Origin of the sequence: Micromonospora sp. NPDC005686 (assembly GCF_042871665.1) — a bacterium.
Taxonomy (GTDB): domain Bacteria; phylum Actinomycetota; class Actinomycetes; order Mycobacteriales; family Micromonosporaceae; genus Micromonospora.
This window is the reverse complement of sequence record NZ_JBIAIY010000016.1, coordinates 63,174-77,562: the sequence shown is the minus strand read 5'-3', so window position 1 is coordinate 77,562 and position 14,389 is coordinate 63,174. Positions and strand designations below refer to the sequence as shown.

The following is a 14,389-nucleotide window of genomic DNA, read 5'->3' as shown; positions in this document are numbered from 1 at the left end:
CCCGCGCCGCGGGGGGGCCGCGGGGCCCCCCCCCCCCCCCCCGCCCGCCCCCCCCCCCGCGCCGGGGCCCCCCCCCCCCCCCCCCCCCCCCCCCCCCCCCCCCCGCCGTGTGTTCCGCTCCCCTCATTGGCCGGCCCGCTCGTCCGGGGTGGGCTGGTCGTGGGTGGGGTATTGGTCGTCGTGGTGGGTGTCGGTGTAGGGCAGGTCGATGAGGCGGTGACGGCCGGTACGGCCGGGCAGTTGCCAGAGCTGGTGGGCGGGGCTGGCCGCGAGGGCGGTGCGTAGTTCGGCGGTGGTGGTGGCGATGACCGCCTTCAGGCCGGTGCCGGCGATCCGGTGGTGCAGGTTCGCCTCGCGTCGTGCGGAGGGTAGGTGCAACAGCACCGGCCATGCCCAGGTGCTCAGCAAGTGCAGCCGCTCGTATTTGATGACTTTGTCGATGAGGACCTGCAGGTTCTCACCGCTGGTGTCGTACTCGAGAAAGAACGGCACGGACCGATCGTGCTCGGCCCATATCCCGGCGCCGTCGGGGCGGGGGAGGCCCGTCGCTCCGGCAAGGATGAGGTGCGGGTTGGCGCCTTTGCGGTAGAGGGTGCCGGGTTCGTGGTAGGCCGATGCGGGTTGCCAGCGGACGAGGTCGCTGTGGGGGTGGGTGCGGGCGTGGGCGGCGAGGTCGATGAAGACCTGGTTGCCGCCGAGCAGGTGCGGCAGGTCCGGCCGGCGGGTGAGGGAGTGTTTGCGGCGGCGGGCTTGGTCGCGGCGGCCTCGTGGGAGTCCGCGTTGGGCGTGGACGTGGTCGTAGCCGAGTTGGTCCAGGACGTAGTGGTAGGGGTGCGAGCCTCCGTCGGCTTTGTTGGGTCGGAACCGGTCGACCGCTCGCAGGGCGGTGAGGCGGCGGAGGCGGCGTTGGGTGAAGTCCAGGGATGGGAACAGGGCGGCGGCGATCTGGTCTGTGGTGAGCACGCCGTGGTCGTAGAGCCAGCCCAGGAGCCGGTCGTCGCGGGCAGTGATGCTGGCCTGCAGGCGCAGCAGCGGATCCGCGGTCGGTAGGTGTTTACCCATGGGCACAAGCCGTGGGGGAGAGACCCGAGACTGGAGGGTCTGTCTGGAGCGGTCCCGGACTCCTGACAGCGGGGTTGACCTGGGCTGTGAGCGGCCGTGAGGGGTCGGGTTGGGGGTCAGGATCAAGACGGACGGTAGAACGGAGATCGGCACTGACCGCTGAAGCGCCGGGCACAACGGGTTCGGCCAGACGGTGCGCTGAGGGTGGGTGTGAGTCGGACCGGTGACGCTGGTGAGGTTCGCGGTGCGGGGTGATCATCGTTGGTGCTCCAAGGTCAGAGGTGCGAGTGGGTGTGAGGTTGGCGCGCCCCGCGGCCGCAGCGGGCGGAAGCAACCGGAGGTCCGCGGTCGCTGTGCGGAAGCCTGATTGGACATGCCAACCTGTCTGGTCTCGCGCGTGTGGCGAACTTCCAGTGACACGGGCGGTGCCAGTCGCCTGTCGATCGACGTTGGTTACAGCGGCTGCGACCTGCTGTGTGAGAGCCGTAGGGGTTGCCGTTCGGGTTCGAAGCGAACGGCAACCTCCGATTGGCCCCCTGACAGTGACCGGTGGGCGCTTCGTTGGGCCGCCCCGGTCTGCTCCTCGACCGGCCCCGGGTGGGCCGGTCGAGGAGCAGTGGTCGGTTGGTCAGGGGCGCGGCGGGTAGTGGTACTCGCCGTTGGCCACGGATTCTTCGTAGGGGCGTTCGGGGTCGTAGATGGGGTGTGGGGCTCGGGGCCGTACCTCCTTGTAGGTCACGTTGTCGGGCGGCCACTGCTCGGGGGTGTGGGGAAGGTCGGTCAGGGCGAGGCGGTGTGTCTCGCCGATCGGCTGCCAGACCGGGTCGGCCGGGTGGCCGTGCTCGGGGTTGCTGGTGACGACGGTGAGGTGCCGCGTGTTGCGGCGCTCGAGGTGGCGGCGCAGTTCCTGCTCGCGCTGCGGGTCGGCGGCGTGGAACAGCAGGGTCGCCAGGCCGGTTTGTTCGGCTAGGTGTCGGTAGGCGTGGACGTGGTCGGCGAGGTCGGCGGGTCGGATCTCGCCGGGGTCGGGCTGGTACCAGAACGCGTGGCGGTCGCGGTCGTGGATGTACTCGCCGTGCCAGGCGGCATGCCGCGCTCCGGTGACGTGTCGGCAGGTGCGCGGTGACCACCAGGTGCGTAGGTCACTCCCGGGCTCGGTGAGCGCGTGGGTGGCCAGGTCGACGAAGAAGTCGTTGGCCTGCAGCAGGCCGGGAAGCTCCGGATGCTCGCGGAGCCGGTCGCGGGCCCGGTACACCTGCGCCGGTGTGACGTCGCGGTCCTCGTCGATTGGGGTGAGTTGGGTGCCGATCGGGCCGAGGCACCAACACGTGTCGGCGATGGCCGCGGCGCTGGTGTTCCAGAGGCGGTCGATCCAGCCGCGGCGGGCGAGGATCGCCAGACGTCGGGTGGCCGACGCCGTGGTGGTGGCGAAGCCGAGTGCGGTGAGCTGCGCGGTGGTCAGGACGCGGTGCTCGGCGAGCATCTCGACGGCCCACCAGTCGGGCAGGCGCATGCGGCCGCTCTCGGCCAGGAGCAGCTCCACCGGGATCGGTCGGGTGGACGGGACAGTGAACTGGGGATGGTAGGTGGTCGACATGACCGGTACCTCCAAGATGGCGCCATCCCGGATAAGGGGTGGCAGGGGCGGATGAATGCCTGTGTGACCGCGTCGGTGCGGCACACCTCGGGCGGATCACGCCACCGCGGTCGTGCGTCGCAGTGGGTGACAGGGCGGTGCCAGATCGCCGATTCCGTGTCCGGACGGCAGCCCGGGCACGGAACCGGCTGGTCCGCGCGGCCGGATCACCGGCCGCTCATGCGGTACGGCGAGAATCCGAGCGCGGCTTCTGGCGCCGTCATTAACAAACCGCCGCTTGTGTGCTCTGGCGAACGCCTGCCCCACTCACAACCACTCACAGCCACTCACAACGAGGGGTTTTCTCAGTTGAGGTGATCCGTCCCAGGAGCCCTCACCGGGGGAAGTGACGGCGCCGCGAGAAGAGGGAGCCGACCTACGCGACTGCCGTCGACGTGGCGGTAGTGGTGGAGAGGCGACGGCGGCTGGCGGCGCGCAGACTAGCCCGGCGTTCGGCTTGCGCCGCCAACGCCTCGGCGGCCTGCGGGGACGCCGCGCCGGTCAGCATGCCGTTGGCGAGGGCTTCGGCGAGGCGGGTGTCGATGCGACCCAACCGCATGCGCAGGGCGTCGGTGCTGATGCCCATCCGGGCCGCGATCGGGTCCATGGCACGCCGTCCCAGTCGCACGTCGATGTAGGGCTGCTCGTCGTCGGCGTCGAGGATCCCCAGGCGCACCGCGCGGCGTACCAGCACGTCCGGATGCCCGTAGGGCACCTGCGGGGTCCGCGGTCCCGTGACGCGCTCCACGTCCTCGACCGGAACGAACTCGCTGGCCTGCTGTCGCAGCGCGTGCCCGGCGCGCCACCCGGCCCGGCACAACGACGCGTACGGCGCCCGGCGGGCCACGTCCACGTGGTCGCGCAGCGCCGCCAGGAAACCCGCGAGGATCTCCGCGCCGATGTCGTCGGGGTCACCGCTGTAGCCGTTAGACAAGCGCCTGGCGTAGCGGCGCAGCGCCGGCATCGCCGTGCCGACCGCGGCGATGACCCACTGCGGCCCGTCCAGGCGGGCACGACGGATCAACTCCCGCCACACCGCGTCGCGGGCCGTGTAGGCGCGCGGGTTCGCCAGCAGCCAGTCCCGCAGCGCCGGCAGCGCCACGAAACCCCTTGGCAGGCCGTCATCCGGACCGAACATGTCGAGGTCGAGGGACAGGGGCGCCGGGTCGCTGGTCAGCGCCGCGAACGCGACGTCGACGGCGTCCAGGGGTGCGGCGGGCCAGATCGTGTCGGACACACTCATGATCAGTACTCCTCGGTCAGAGACCATCGAGGGGTCGCCGTCTTTTCGGCGACGCTGGGATGCCGATTACGCCACGACCCACTCACAACCGCTCACAGCGCAGGTCAGGCCCGCTTTTGCCCCCACCGGACCGCCGTAGCGCCCCACCCGAACTCCGGGCGTCAGTCCGGCGCCTAGCGGGCGACGCGGACGGGCCGTGGTACGGCTGAGCAGGGCTGTGAGCCACCGACGCACGCCAAACGCGGCACCCCGACAGCTCAGCGACGAGGCCGCGATCGTCGGGCCGCGCCCACCGCTCACAGTCACTCACAGCGACTCACAGGCGCTCACAGCCGCTGACACAGCCCGTCCGGTCTGGCGCTGAGCTGGCGTTCGCGCCGGCGTCCCGTCGTACGAGGGTTCTGAGCAGGGCTGTGAGAGCAGAGGGCCGCGCGAGGAGTGCCCCACAAGAGATCTCCGGGGCCTTACACCCTCTCACTCACAGCGACTCACAGCCGCTCACGAAGACTCACAGCGGCGTGGCATCCGCCGCCGGCACGCCCGAAACGCCGGCGACGACGCCGGTGGTGGTGGTGGCGCGCATCCTGACCACGTCCCCCGGGCCGGGGCATCGTGCCTTGCGCTCCCCCGTGTCGGTCGCCGGTGGAAGCACCCAGTGATGAGGAACCCTCCGTACCGGCCGCCTGCTCGGCAACGCGCGAACCGGTGTCAACGAGGACGATCGATGGACATCTTGTCCGCGCATGCAGCGGCGACCGCGTCCGAGAGGACAGGAACGTCGGCAGGGGCGCTGTGTCACCTTGTCCGGGCATGCGATCGGCGGCGGTCACATGACGTCGAGAGATGTCGACCGCTTCCGTGCGTGCGGCGATGGCCTCGAGGTGGGCAGAAGGTGTCCTCCGCGTCCGGCCGAGTGTCCGCGGCGGCACGCATGTCATCGATGCTCGTCGTTGACAAAGTGTCCGGCGCGGTCGCTGAGCAGGGCCGTGACAGTTCAGTCACGCGTGTTTCTGACTTGGGGTGACACTGGCGCCGATCGGCGATAGTCCCTCCCTGGTGGCGGTGGTCAAACCGGCATGACATCCCTGCGCCGCATGGACGGGCGTGTCAACCGCACGCAGGCCGTGTCCGCGCCTGTCGGGTAAGGACATGTCCGCGGACACCATGTCATGGACCTACATGAGTGCCTGACCGGTCGTCGCCGCCGCGGCGTGTGACACGTTGGCACCGCTGCCGAGCAGTCGGCGGTCACGCTGTCGCAGCACTCGTGAACCGTCACACCACCCACCGTGTCATCGACTTCTGCCACTGTCGGGGTGGTTGGCGCCGAGGCGGTGGCGCATCCGCGTCAGATCGGCGCTGGCCGTCCGTTCTCAGCGAAGCTGCTCCGGGTGGGGTGCGCTGAGCTGGGCGGAGCAGTTCGATTGAGAAGGCCAACTCGACATGATTCTCAGTCGATCTGCCCCGCAGCCACGTTCCGCGGCGAGTCGCTCGGTCTGGCCGCGTCCGCGAGTGGGACCTCATCGCGAACCTCTTCCTCAGCATCGTCCCTGGTAGGGCCGGTTCACGCTCTCCCCAGAACGGTAAGAACGCGGCGAGCGGGTCAGCAGACCGGGGGCGCTCGGAGCAGAAATATTGAGAACGGAGCAGATTGCCTGAGAACGGACATCGACCGCGTGACTATGTGAGTCGCTGTGAGCGGTTGTGAGTTCGGCAGGCGTTCGCCAGAGCACACAAACAGGGGTTTAAGGGTGTCAGAGCCCGACCCGTCCGGCGCAGAGTCTGCTTCGACTTGAGCGAGCTCCAGGTCGCACCACCACGACCCCTGCCCGGCTCGTACCGGCTCGGTCCGTTCCCTGACCGGCCACCGGCGTCCGGGCGCTACCTGACGCCGCCAGCGCCGCAGGCCCGATCGTCGCCATCGGGTCGACGCCACGTCGGCCTGCCTCCTCACCCACCGTCCCGAAACCATCCCGGCGACGCCGTCGCCTTCTCCCACTGCGAAGGACCATCGCGATGAGCACCCCTGAACCTCACCTCGAGCACACACAGCCCGTCCGCACCGTCGAGGACCTCCCGCCTGGCACATGGACTACCGAGCGGATCCGCGCCCTGGGCATGGTCACCGACCTGAGCACTGCGGCCCGGATCTTCGGGCTGTCCCGTTCCGTCGCCTACGACCTGGCCAAGCGCGGTGAGTTCCCGGTCGCCGTGCTGCGCTTCGGCAGCCGCTACCGGGTGCCGGTCGCCGCCATCCTCCACGCCCTGCACCTGCCCGACGGCGACGACAGCCATCAGCCACCCCATCGCCGGGGGACGACTTGATCGTCGGCGGAAGGCACGCGTGGATCACCCCGTACGCAATCCGCAGCCACCGGCTGCCGAACACCCCACCCGAGGGAGACAACTGATCATGGCGGAAGGATCCGTCTTCAAACGCTGCGCGTGCCGCGACGGCAACCGGCGCAAACTCGGCAACCACTGCCCGCAACTGCGCCGGCCCAGCGGAGCGTGGAACCCCAACCACGGCCGGTGGGCCTACCAACTCGAACTGCCCACCCACCCCGGCCAGGCGCGCCGGCAACTACGCCGCAGCACCTTCGACACCCGCGACTCCGCCACCGGCGACCGCGACCACGCCAAAGCCCTGCTCGCCCTCGCCGCTGACGACCCGGCAGTCGCCGCCGAGATCGCCGACATGCTCCTCGCCGTCACCGCCCGCGCACCACTGCCGGACCGCGACACCATCGCCCGACGGGTCCGCGCCGGACTGCCCGCCACCGTCACGACCACCGTCGGCGAATACCTGCAGTCGTGGCTGGCATCCCGCCGCAGCCTCAGCAGCGTCCAACCCAACACCCTGCTGGCCTACGAATCGCACATCCGCGTCCACCTGGCCCCGCACCTCGGCGCCATCGCCCTGGTGAAACTACGGGTGGAGCACGTCGAAGCCATGTTCGCCGCCATCGCCGACCGCAGCACCGCCATCGAGATCGCCCGCCAGAGCGACGACCCCACCATCCGCGCCAGCGTCCGCGGCCTGCGCACCACCAAACCGGCCAGCATGCACCGCATCCGCGCCACCCTGCGCAAGGCACTCAACGACGCCATCCGCCGCGGCAACAACCGGCTCATCGACTTCAACCCCGCCGCCCACATCGAACTGCCCTCCGGGGTACGCCCCAAAGCCCGGGTATGGACCACCAAAGCCGTACAACGATGGCGCGACACCGGCGAGCGGCCCAGCCCAGTGATGGTGTGGACCCCGCAGCAGGCCGGCGCGTTCCTCGACCACGCCGAAGAGCACGACATCGCCCTCTACCCACTGTTCGCGCTCATCCTGCACCGCGGACTGCGCCGCGGCGAGGCCGTCGGACTCACCGACACCGCCGTCGACCTCGACAACTCCCTGATCAGCGTCACCCAACAGATCGCCACCCACGGCTACACACCCGTGATCAAGAAGGTCAAGTCCGAATCCGGCAACCGGATCATGGCCATGGCCAGCATCACCCGTATCGTCCTGCGCGCCCACCACGCCCGCCGCACCCAATGGAAACTCACCGCCGACCACACCTGGCCCGACACCGGACTGTTCTTCGTCCAACCCGACGGAAAGCCCTGGCACCCCAACGCCGTCACCGACCGCTTCGAAGCACTCGTCCGCGACGCCGACCTACCCCCGATCCGGCTACACGACCTACGACACTGCGCCGCCACCTACCTCAAAGCCGCCGGCGCCGACCTCAAAGACATCCAAGAACTTCTCGGCCACTCCTCGGCCGCCATGACCGACGTCTACACCTCCGTCATCGCCGAACTCGACGTCGAACGCGCCAAAGCCGAAGCCGCCGCCGAACTACTCCCCCGCCGGCGGATCGGGCCGCGTAGGCGGAATGCGGCACCAGGCAGGGGCGGCAGCTACGTGAGCGACCCATAGGTCAACGAGGTTAGGTACCGGCGGCAATCTCGGCGGCCGCCGGATCCAGCGCACTGACCAGCTCTCTACGGCCTATCGGTTCGTCATAACAGCGATTCGATTGAGTCGGATCAGCCCTGCACTCGTCCACGTGCCTGAGCGCGGGCCTGACTTCGTAGCTGGGCACGGACTTCGTCGTGGACGGATGTCGAGGTCTCGACCGCAGTCTCGACAGAGACCACAAGCCCATACCGGATTGTCTGTCCCGCCCTCAGCGTCTGGGCGTCGTTCATGCACTCCACGTGGATCGGAAGCGAGCCGTTTGTCTCGAAGATCATCGAACGGGTGCCCTCGATGATCTCGTGCTGGCAGCTGCCACGGCGGACGGCGTAATGATTTGCCTCAGCCCGGGTACCTCCGGTCATCGTCGGCTCAGGTGTCTCGAAGAACACCTTGGCGGCGCGGTACCTGGTTAGCTGTGCAGCAATGGGTGCCATGTAGGCGAGGGTCGCGGTGACTCGGTGCCATTCGGCCTTCGATCGCAGCGATGGCGGCAGCGGGATGCTGTAGGTGTGACGTTGTTCGCGTCCGATCGACGCGCCGGTAATCAGGACGGCTCGGTTGGTGGCGGCTGCACCCAACCGAGCGACGTCTAGGACGCCGTACCCAAGTAGCGCGGTCAGTTCGCGCCGCGCCTTCTGGGGGTCGGGATTCAGAGCTCGCCGAAGTCGACGGCCTGGCTCACCCCAGGAGCTGGCGTGTACGAGGAGCGCTTTGGTGAGCACGGGGTGGTAGAGCGCGTCGGGGAAGGAGGGATCGTCGTTGGCGTCCGCGCCCGCTTCGAGAATGTCGAGGATGCGGCTCGCTTGTCGGGTGACCAGGGCGGTCGCATTGCTGGTGCCGTAGGTGAAGGCGGTCGTGTTAGTGGCCCCCGCGCGACCTGGTGCCGCGACTTGGGTACCAGGGCCTGTCGCGGCGGTAGTAGCGAGCCCAAGCTCGACGGTTGTTGCTCCGGGTAGACGCACAGGCTTGGAGTAGAGGGCGCGGCCCCCGACGTGGTAAAGGTCGGGCTTGATGGATCGGCCAACGCCTGGCCCGACGGCACCGTAGAGAGCTGGCATGCCAGACTCCGTGATATCCCAGACGGTATTGGAGAGTTCGAGTCGACCTGCCGCATCATCATGGACGGCTCCAACGGTCAGGGCATTCAGCGCGTCACCTGGTGGGAGGATGCCACGCTGACGGCTGGTGCTGCGTGCAGCGATGAGCGCTTCCGTACGCGCCGCCTCGATATCGTCGGCCGCTTCCGCCGGGATGATCAGTGGCCGCCGATGGTTGCCGGCGCTGACGACGAAGAGCAGGTTGTACTCGATGGCGAGCCAGTCCAGGAGCCTACCGAGTGGACTCATGCGACGGACGAGGGCGCGTGACTCCGCTCCGATCGAGAGATTCACGATGCGCACGCTCGGCGCGGTGGCGGCTCGACCGCCCTCGCCCTCGACGATGCGCCGGACCGCACGGTGGAGCAGATCGGTGAGCAGCTTGTCATCGACGACCTGCTCGCAACCGATGGCGAAAGCATGTGGTCGCATGATGGGCCGCACGTAGAGGGGTCGATCTAACGGCGAACCTGGGGCGGAAAGGTCCCCGTGAATGATGAGCGAGGCCATCGCTGTGCCGTGATGTCGCGATGCCACCGAGTAGTCCTGCCCGAGCGCGTCTGGGTCGTCGACTGTGAGTCGCCCGGTGAGCGCATCGTGATTGACAAGCGGCAGACCGTCCAGCAATGCGATTCGTGGCAACCCCTCGACACGCTCGGGTGCAGGCATGGCCTGTGCCGCCGGTGGGTCGAGGGTCGGTGGTGCGACGGTCATCGGGGTGTAGGGGCTGACGAACATGATCTCGTCAGTGGTGAGCAGTTGGATAGCCTCGGCGCCCTGCTGAAGGACCGCTTGGACCTGTTGCACGGGCAAATCGACTAGAAACGCGTGGTAGGCGATGGCATCAATCTGGGCTCGGTCCCTGACGTGACCACCGGCAACACTGACGACCTCGTTCAGGTGGGCTTCGGCGGCTGCCCTCTGTTCAACGTCGCGGCGGTACCACAGCTCGATCTCCACGAGGACGGAGCTGAGAGACTGGCCCACGAACTCTAGTCGTTCTCGCCAGTCCTCGATGAGCCCGGTGTCACGTATCCGGTCGGCGGCACCCCAACGGCGGATGGCACGCAGCTGCTCGAATGCCGTGCGAAATTTACCTAGACCATGCTCGAAGCTCATTGACGGGTTTGCCCGCCACTGCTCGAAGAGCCGGACGAGCTGGCCCGCTGCTTCTGTGTTCGACATGACGAGATACAGCGAATGCTGCACCTTGTCGACAGTCCGCCCGCTTTGGCGGCTGACCATATGGAAGTCGTCGTCCGGTTCAGACTCGTCGTCGAGAAACTCGGACAGGAACTCCAGCCCTTCGATCCGGTTGACAGCGTTGCGAAAGTCCTTCAAGCTGCCGGCAAGATCGAAAACAAGAACGAGTTCAGGGTCGACCTCGTCCACGTGTCCATCGGCAAGCTGAGCCCGCCGGTTGTCAAAGGCGTCAACGAGTGCACGGAAGTGCAGTGCCAGGCGCTCGCCCTGCCGCGCGGCACCAGGGCTCGAAACGGTAGGCGGCACTGACGGGGACTAAGGATGCCGGTCGCCGACTTCGGGAGCCCCCAAGGCCAGAAGCGGGCGGCGCTCGCCACTCACTCAGACGCCTGACTACGCCTGTGCTCAAGTCTTTCTTGCACGATCCGGCGCAGGTCCGCATCGGGTAAGGCAAGGACTGCCCGCCGCCGGACATCAAGTGCGAACTCTTCAAGCTCGGCGAAACTTGCTCCCGCTAGCTTTTCAGCAAGGGTACGTGGCGCGAACCCAAGGTTACCGCCGAGCCGGGCGGCGAGCTTCTCCAAGAAGTGAGTCGCCTGCCCGCGGCTGGGGGAAGCTAGCTCCGCGCGTACTTGAAACCTACGCCAAGCGGCGCGGTCAAGCAGCTCGCTGTGGTTAGTGGCACCGATCAGGATAACGTGAGCCGGCAGACGGTCGATCTGGAGTAGCAGCGTAGACACCACACGCTTGATCTCGCCGGTCTCGTGTTCATCGGAGCGCTCTTTGGCAATCGTGTCGAGCTCGTCAAAGAACAAGACACACCGGCGCGTACGGGCGAACTCGAACGCGTTGTCCAGACGTGAAGCGGTCTCACCGAGGAAGCTGGAAACCACACCTTCGTAGCGTATGACGTAAAACGGCAGCATAAGTTCGGTAGCGACGGCCTCGGCGACGCTGGTTTTGCCGTTGCCTGGAGGGCCGGACAGCAGCAGCCGATTTCGAGGTTCGATGCCGTAGCTGCGCAGGATTTCGGCGCGTTTTTGCTCTTCGATAAGTTCCGCGACAACGCGTCCGACGACCGGGGCAAGCTCTAGTTCGTTGAGGCGACGGTGCGGAACGATCTCCTGCACTAAGTCACGCATGGTCGAGGCGCGATCATCGCGGGCGAGACCTTGACCGGTCGTGGTGATGATCTCAGAGAGGCGATCCGCAAGGAGATGGTGCTGGTTGGCACGCTCCTCGGCGATGACGGCTTCGACCAAGACTCGGAACCGGGCGCGATCACCGCGCCGCTCTGCCTCGACAAGGTCTAGGAGCAGGTCCGCGCGTGCCATGCCCATCCCCCAGTACTCTAGGCGCCCACCATGGCTCTATGGTACCGATCAACGACCAATCGGCGCGACGGCGAGTCCCGCCGCCCCGACTCGGTCAAGGTGGGCCGCCTGCCCGGCTCATAAGATCACTCACGCCCTCGCGCGACCAGCGATGGGCTCGAGGTGGCCGAGATTGCCCTGTTATCGTCATACGGCTTCGGACCAGTCTGCGACTCACCGGCAGGAGAGATGACGGCAGGCGACCCAGCAGTGACTACGGGCCAACCTGAGACGACATGTCACTACCTCGCGCGCCACGGGAGGCAGGCTCCGCAAGTGTTCGCGGAGGCTTGATGTGGGCCGCCTGGGACTCGAACCCAGAACCTAAGGATTAAAAGTCCTCAGCTCTGCCATTGAGCTAACGGCCCGCTGCGCTTCAGGTTACCCGACCACCTGCACCCGGGATGATGTCCGCCCCCGACCAGACGAGCGACGCTGATCTACGCCCGCCGCGACTCCCGAGCGGTGATGGCCGGCAGCCGCTCGCCGGCTGACTCGGAGCTGCGGCGCATCGGGTGCAGGGTTGGACCGCCCGGCAAGACGATCGGCGGGCGGGCGGTGTAGCCGTGCCGGCCGTAGAGGCAGCGTGCAGAGGTGGTGCTGGTCCAGGACGGCAGGTTCAGATGGTCGAGGCGGCTGCGGTGATGGGCGAGCATCGCCGATCCGTGACCGGTGCCCTGGTCACTGGGCCGTACCGCCAAGAACGCGAGCTCGTAGTGAGGCTCGGTGGGTCGCGCCTTGGCGAGCAACCGATCGAGAATGTCGAAGCGGCCGGTGTGCGGGCCTGCCGCGTCAGCCAGCCGCATCTGATAGTTCGCCGGTGGCGGGATGCTGCGGTATCGGTGGAAGCCGACAGCGGCGGCGGCGTCGTCAGTGAGGTGGATGTCGCCGTAGAACATGGCGTGTTCGATCCAGATGCCGAGGACGTCGGTGAGGATCCGGCGGCGTGGTCCTACGTCGGGGATCAGCCATGTGGCGAGAGGGCTGGGATGCAGGGCGTCGGCGATCAGTGCGGCGACGTGGTCTTTGTCCGCCCACCGGGCGGCGCGGATGCGCGTTACAGCGTCCATGGCGAGATTTCCCCTCGATCTTGTCGGTCGCGCAGGTCAGGAGTTGCCGCTGCTGCTGGCACGGGTGTGGACGAGGAACAGGTGGTAGTCGTCGACCAGGGGGCCGGTCCGGTCGCTGCCAGGTGGCGGTGTGAGCGCGGCTCTTTCGTAAGCGAGTAGTTCGCCCGTGCTCGGGTTGAGGATCAGCAGGAAGCGGATGTCGTCGGAGGTGGCGCTGACGCCGATGCCGGTTCGGCCCGCCCGGTCGGTCACCGATCCGTGGTACGCGATTCCGGGGGTGTCGCTCAGGACGGTGAGGACCGCGGTGCGGGCGGCTTGGTTGGGAGTACGCCAGCCGAGCAGGCTGACGAGGCCGCGAATGACGGCGGTGGGTCCGAGGAATCGGGGCTGGGTGGCGTCGATGTGCGCGGTGAGCGCTTTTGGGTCGGCAGCGATCGGCCCGATGGGTCCGTCCAGCTCGCCGGGGTTGTAGGTGCTGTCGTCGGTGGGCCGCTGATCGGTGGGGTAGCGGCTGCGGATGACGCGTCCGGAAGCGTCGTCGGCACGCCAGCGTTGCTCTTCGAACAGCACGATCCGCGTGGTGGCGCTGTTGCCCGCGAACGTGGTGTCCGTGGCCCATTGCAGCAGGTGGACGTAGGCGAACCGACCCGGAATCGCATCGCAGCCGGACGGCCCAACCGTCACCGCTTCCAGAGCCTGCCGCGCCGAGGTCGACTCCGGCAGATGCGTCGGCGACGGGTCGAGTTTCTGCTGTGCGCGTGCCTTGAGCTGCGCCGCGGTCAGGGCGGCGGGTGACAGACACGGCGACACGGCCGACTGAGACGCGGCGGTGGTGGAGGGCGAGGGTGGGGATTGGGCTGGACCGGCGACGCCCGTCCAGTTCGGGATGGCTGCGGCGGCGGCGAGGAGGCCAAGCGCGCAGGCGGCGGCAGTGACCTTCACGGCTCGCCGGCCCACCGGGTGGGGCGTCTCGGTCGCGGGTCGCACGTGGGGCAGGTTGTTCACGGTCAACTTTCTCGAGGCGAGGTGAATTGGGCTAGCGGTAGGCAGCCGTAGCGAGGTCACCCACGGCGGCGTCTACGGCGGCGGTAATGTCGCGTACCGGCTCGTAGTGCTGCCCGGCGATGGCCTTCAAGCGAGCCGTCAGGGTGGTGATGTCGTCGTCGAGGTGGAGGTGGCTGGTAAGGCCGAGATCGGCGACGAGGCCGGCGAGAGCGGCGGTGTGGTTGTCGGGTTGTTCGCGGCCAGCCGCGAGGTAGCGCAGGCGGGAACGGGCGATGACGGCCCATTTGCTGTCGGTGGCGAGGTAGGTGTCGGCGCGTATGAGGCCGCCGAGGCGCCGTCGGGTGTGGTGGCGCAGGATTCCGCCGGCGACGAGTCCGGCGCGGGTGCGGTCGTACAGGTCGTCGGAGAACCCCCGCAGCCACGCCCGCAGCGGTGGGTGGGTGTGGCGGATGGTGGCGGTCGCGGCGTCGGCGATCAGGTCTCCGACCAACCGGTCGACGTGCGGGTGTATCCGTTGGTGGCTGGCCGGGCGGGTGTCGTCGTTCGGGTCGAGGGTCACCCGCCCGGCCAGGTACAGGTCGATCAGGACCGCGCCCGCGAGCCCGAGGGCGAGGGTCCGCCGGTGCACGTGGGGGTGCCCGGTGTCGTCGTCATGGCCGAGGAGGAACAGCTCGTCGCGCAGCGGCAGGCGCGGGATCGACGCAGTCATTCGAGGGCT

General features: G+C 68.1%; 10 protein-coding genes and 1 tRNA gene. 2 read left to right on the top strand and 9 right to left on the bottom strand.

Annotation, left to right across the window (positions count from 1 at the left end):
- Positions 1–123: 123 nt before the first annotated feature.
- From ACFYON_RS27580 to ACFYON_RS27570, 3 genes are all read right to left on the bottom strand, one after another.
- On the bottom strand, positions 124–1,062 hold the full coding sequence (locus ACFYON_RS27580) for a replication-relaxation family protein (RefSeq protein WP_387321253.1): 939 nt from the start codon (positions 1,060–1,062) through the stop codon (positions 124–126).
- A 628-nt stretch (positions 1,063–1,690) separates the two neighbouring features.
- Positions 1,691–2,659: a replication-relaxation family protein gene (locus tag ACFYON_RS27575; RefSeq protein WP_387321251.1), complete on the bottom strand. Its 969-nt coding sequence runs from the start codon at positions 2,657–2,659 to the stop codon at positions 1,691–1,693.
- A 415-nt stretch (positions 2,660–3,074) separates the two neighbouring features.
- Positions 3,075–3,941 carry a hypothetical protein gene (locus tag ACFYON_RS27570; RefSeq protein WP_387321249.1) on the bottom strand — a complete coding sequence of 289 codons (867 nt, stop codon included), beginning with the start codon at positions 3,939–3,941 and terminating at the stop codon, positions 3,075–3,077.
- Positions 3,942–5,957: 2,016 nt separating this feature from the next.
- On the opposite strand from ACFYON_RS27570, the gene ACFYON_RS27565 reads away from it, so the two are divergent.
- Together ACFYON_RS27565 and ACFYON_RS27560 are read left to right on the top strand one after the other, a co-directional pair.
- Positions 5,958–6,266 carry a helix-turn-helix domain-containing protein gene (locus tag ACFYON_RS27565; RefSeq protein WP_387321247.1) on the top strand — a complete coding sequence of 103 codons (309 nt, stop codon included), beginning with the start codon at positions 5,958–5,960 and terminating at the stop codon, positions 6,264–6,266.
- Between the two features lie 88 nt (positions 6,267–6,354).
- Positions 6,355–7,881, top strand: coding sequence for a tyrosine-type recombinase/integrase (locus ACFYON_RS27560; RefSeq protein ID WP_387321245.1), 1,527 nt, complete (start codon positions 6,355–6,357; stop codon positions 7,879–7,881).
- A 110-nt stretch (positions 7,882–7,991) separates the two neighbouring features.
- Here the strand turns inward: ACFYON_RS27560 and ACFYON_RS27555 are convergent, their stop codons facing one another.
- From ACFYON_RS27555 to ACFYON_RS27530, 6 genes are all read right to left on the bottom strand, one after another.
- On the bottom strand, positions 7,992–10,412 hold the full coding sequence (locus ACFYON_RS27555) for a S8 family peptidase (RefSeq protein WP_387321243.1): 2,421 nt from the start codon (positions 10,410–10,412) through the stop codon (positions 7,992–7,994).
- Positions 10,413–10,600: 188 nt separating this feature from the next.
- Positions 10,601–11,563: an AAA family ATPase gene (locus ACFYON_RS27550; RefSeq protein WP_387321241.1), complete on the bottom strand. Its 963-nt coding sequence runs from the start codon at positions 11,561–11,563 to the stop codon at positions 10,601–10,603.
- 329 nt (positions 11,564–11,892) lie between these two features.
- A tRNA-Lys gene (locus tag ACFYON_RS27545) sits at positions 11,893–11,964 on the bottom strand.
- 72 nt (positions 11,965–12,036) lie between these two features.
- The gene (locus ACFYON_RS27540; protein WP_387321239.1) at positions 12,037–12,666 is read right to left on the bottom strand and encodes a GNAT family N-acetyltransferase; all 630 of its coding nucleotides are present in this window, start codon (positions 12,664–12,666) and stop codon (positions 12,037–12,039) included.
- Between the two features lie 36 nt (positions 12,667–12,702).
- Positions 12,703–13,671, bottom strand: a complete 969-nt coding sequence (locus ACFYON_RS27535) for a hypothetical protein (protein ID WP_387321237.1) — start codon at positions 13,669–13,671, stop codon at positions 12,703–12,705.
- A gap of 31 nt (positions 13,672–13,702) precedes the next feature.
- Complete coding sequence (locus ACFYON_RS27530) at positions 13,703–14,380, bottom strand: GPP34 family phosphoprotein (protein WP_387321235.1); 678 nt, start codon at positions 14,378–14,380, stop codon at positions 13,703–13,705.
- Positions 14,381–14,389 lie beyond the last annotated feature (9 nt).

Excerpts from the sequence above, each read along its gene's own strand:
- ACFYON_RS27580 (WP_387321253.1), bottom strand. The coding sequence starts at position 1,062 with ATGGGTAAACACCTACCGACCGCGGATCCGCTGCTGCGCCTGCAGGCC.
- ACFYON_RS27575 (WP_387321251.1), bottom strand. The coding sequence starts at position 2,659 with ATGTCGACCACCTACCATCCCCAGTTCACTGTCCCGTCCACCCGACCG.
- ACFYON_RS27570 (WP_387321249.1), bottom strand. The coding sequence starts at position 3,941 with ATGAGTGTGTCCGACACGATCTGGCCCGCCGCACCCCTGGACGCCGTC.
- ACFYON_RS27565 (WP_387321247.1), top strand. The coding sequence starts at position 5,958 with ATGAGCACCCCTGAACCTCACCTCGAGCACACACAGCCCGTCCGCACC.
- ACFYON_RS27560 (WP_387321245.1), top strand. The coding sequence starts at position 6,355 with ATGGCGGAAGGATCCGTCTTCAAACGCTGCGCGTGCCGCGACGGCAAC.
- ACFYON_RS27550 (WP_387321241.1), bottom strand. The coding sequence starts at position 11,563 with ATGGGCATGGCACGCGCGGACCTGCTCCTAGACCTTGTCGAGGCAGAG.
- ACFYON_RS27540 (WP_387321239.1), bottom strand. The coding sequence starts at position 12,666 with ATGGACGCTGTAACGCGCATCCGCGCCGCCCGGTGGGCGGACAAAGAC.
- ACFYON_RS27530 (WP_387321235.1), bottom strand. The coding sequence starts at position 14,380 with ATGACTGCGTCGATCCCGCGCCTGCCGCTGCGCGACGAGCTGTTCCTC.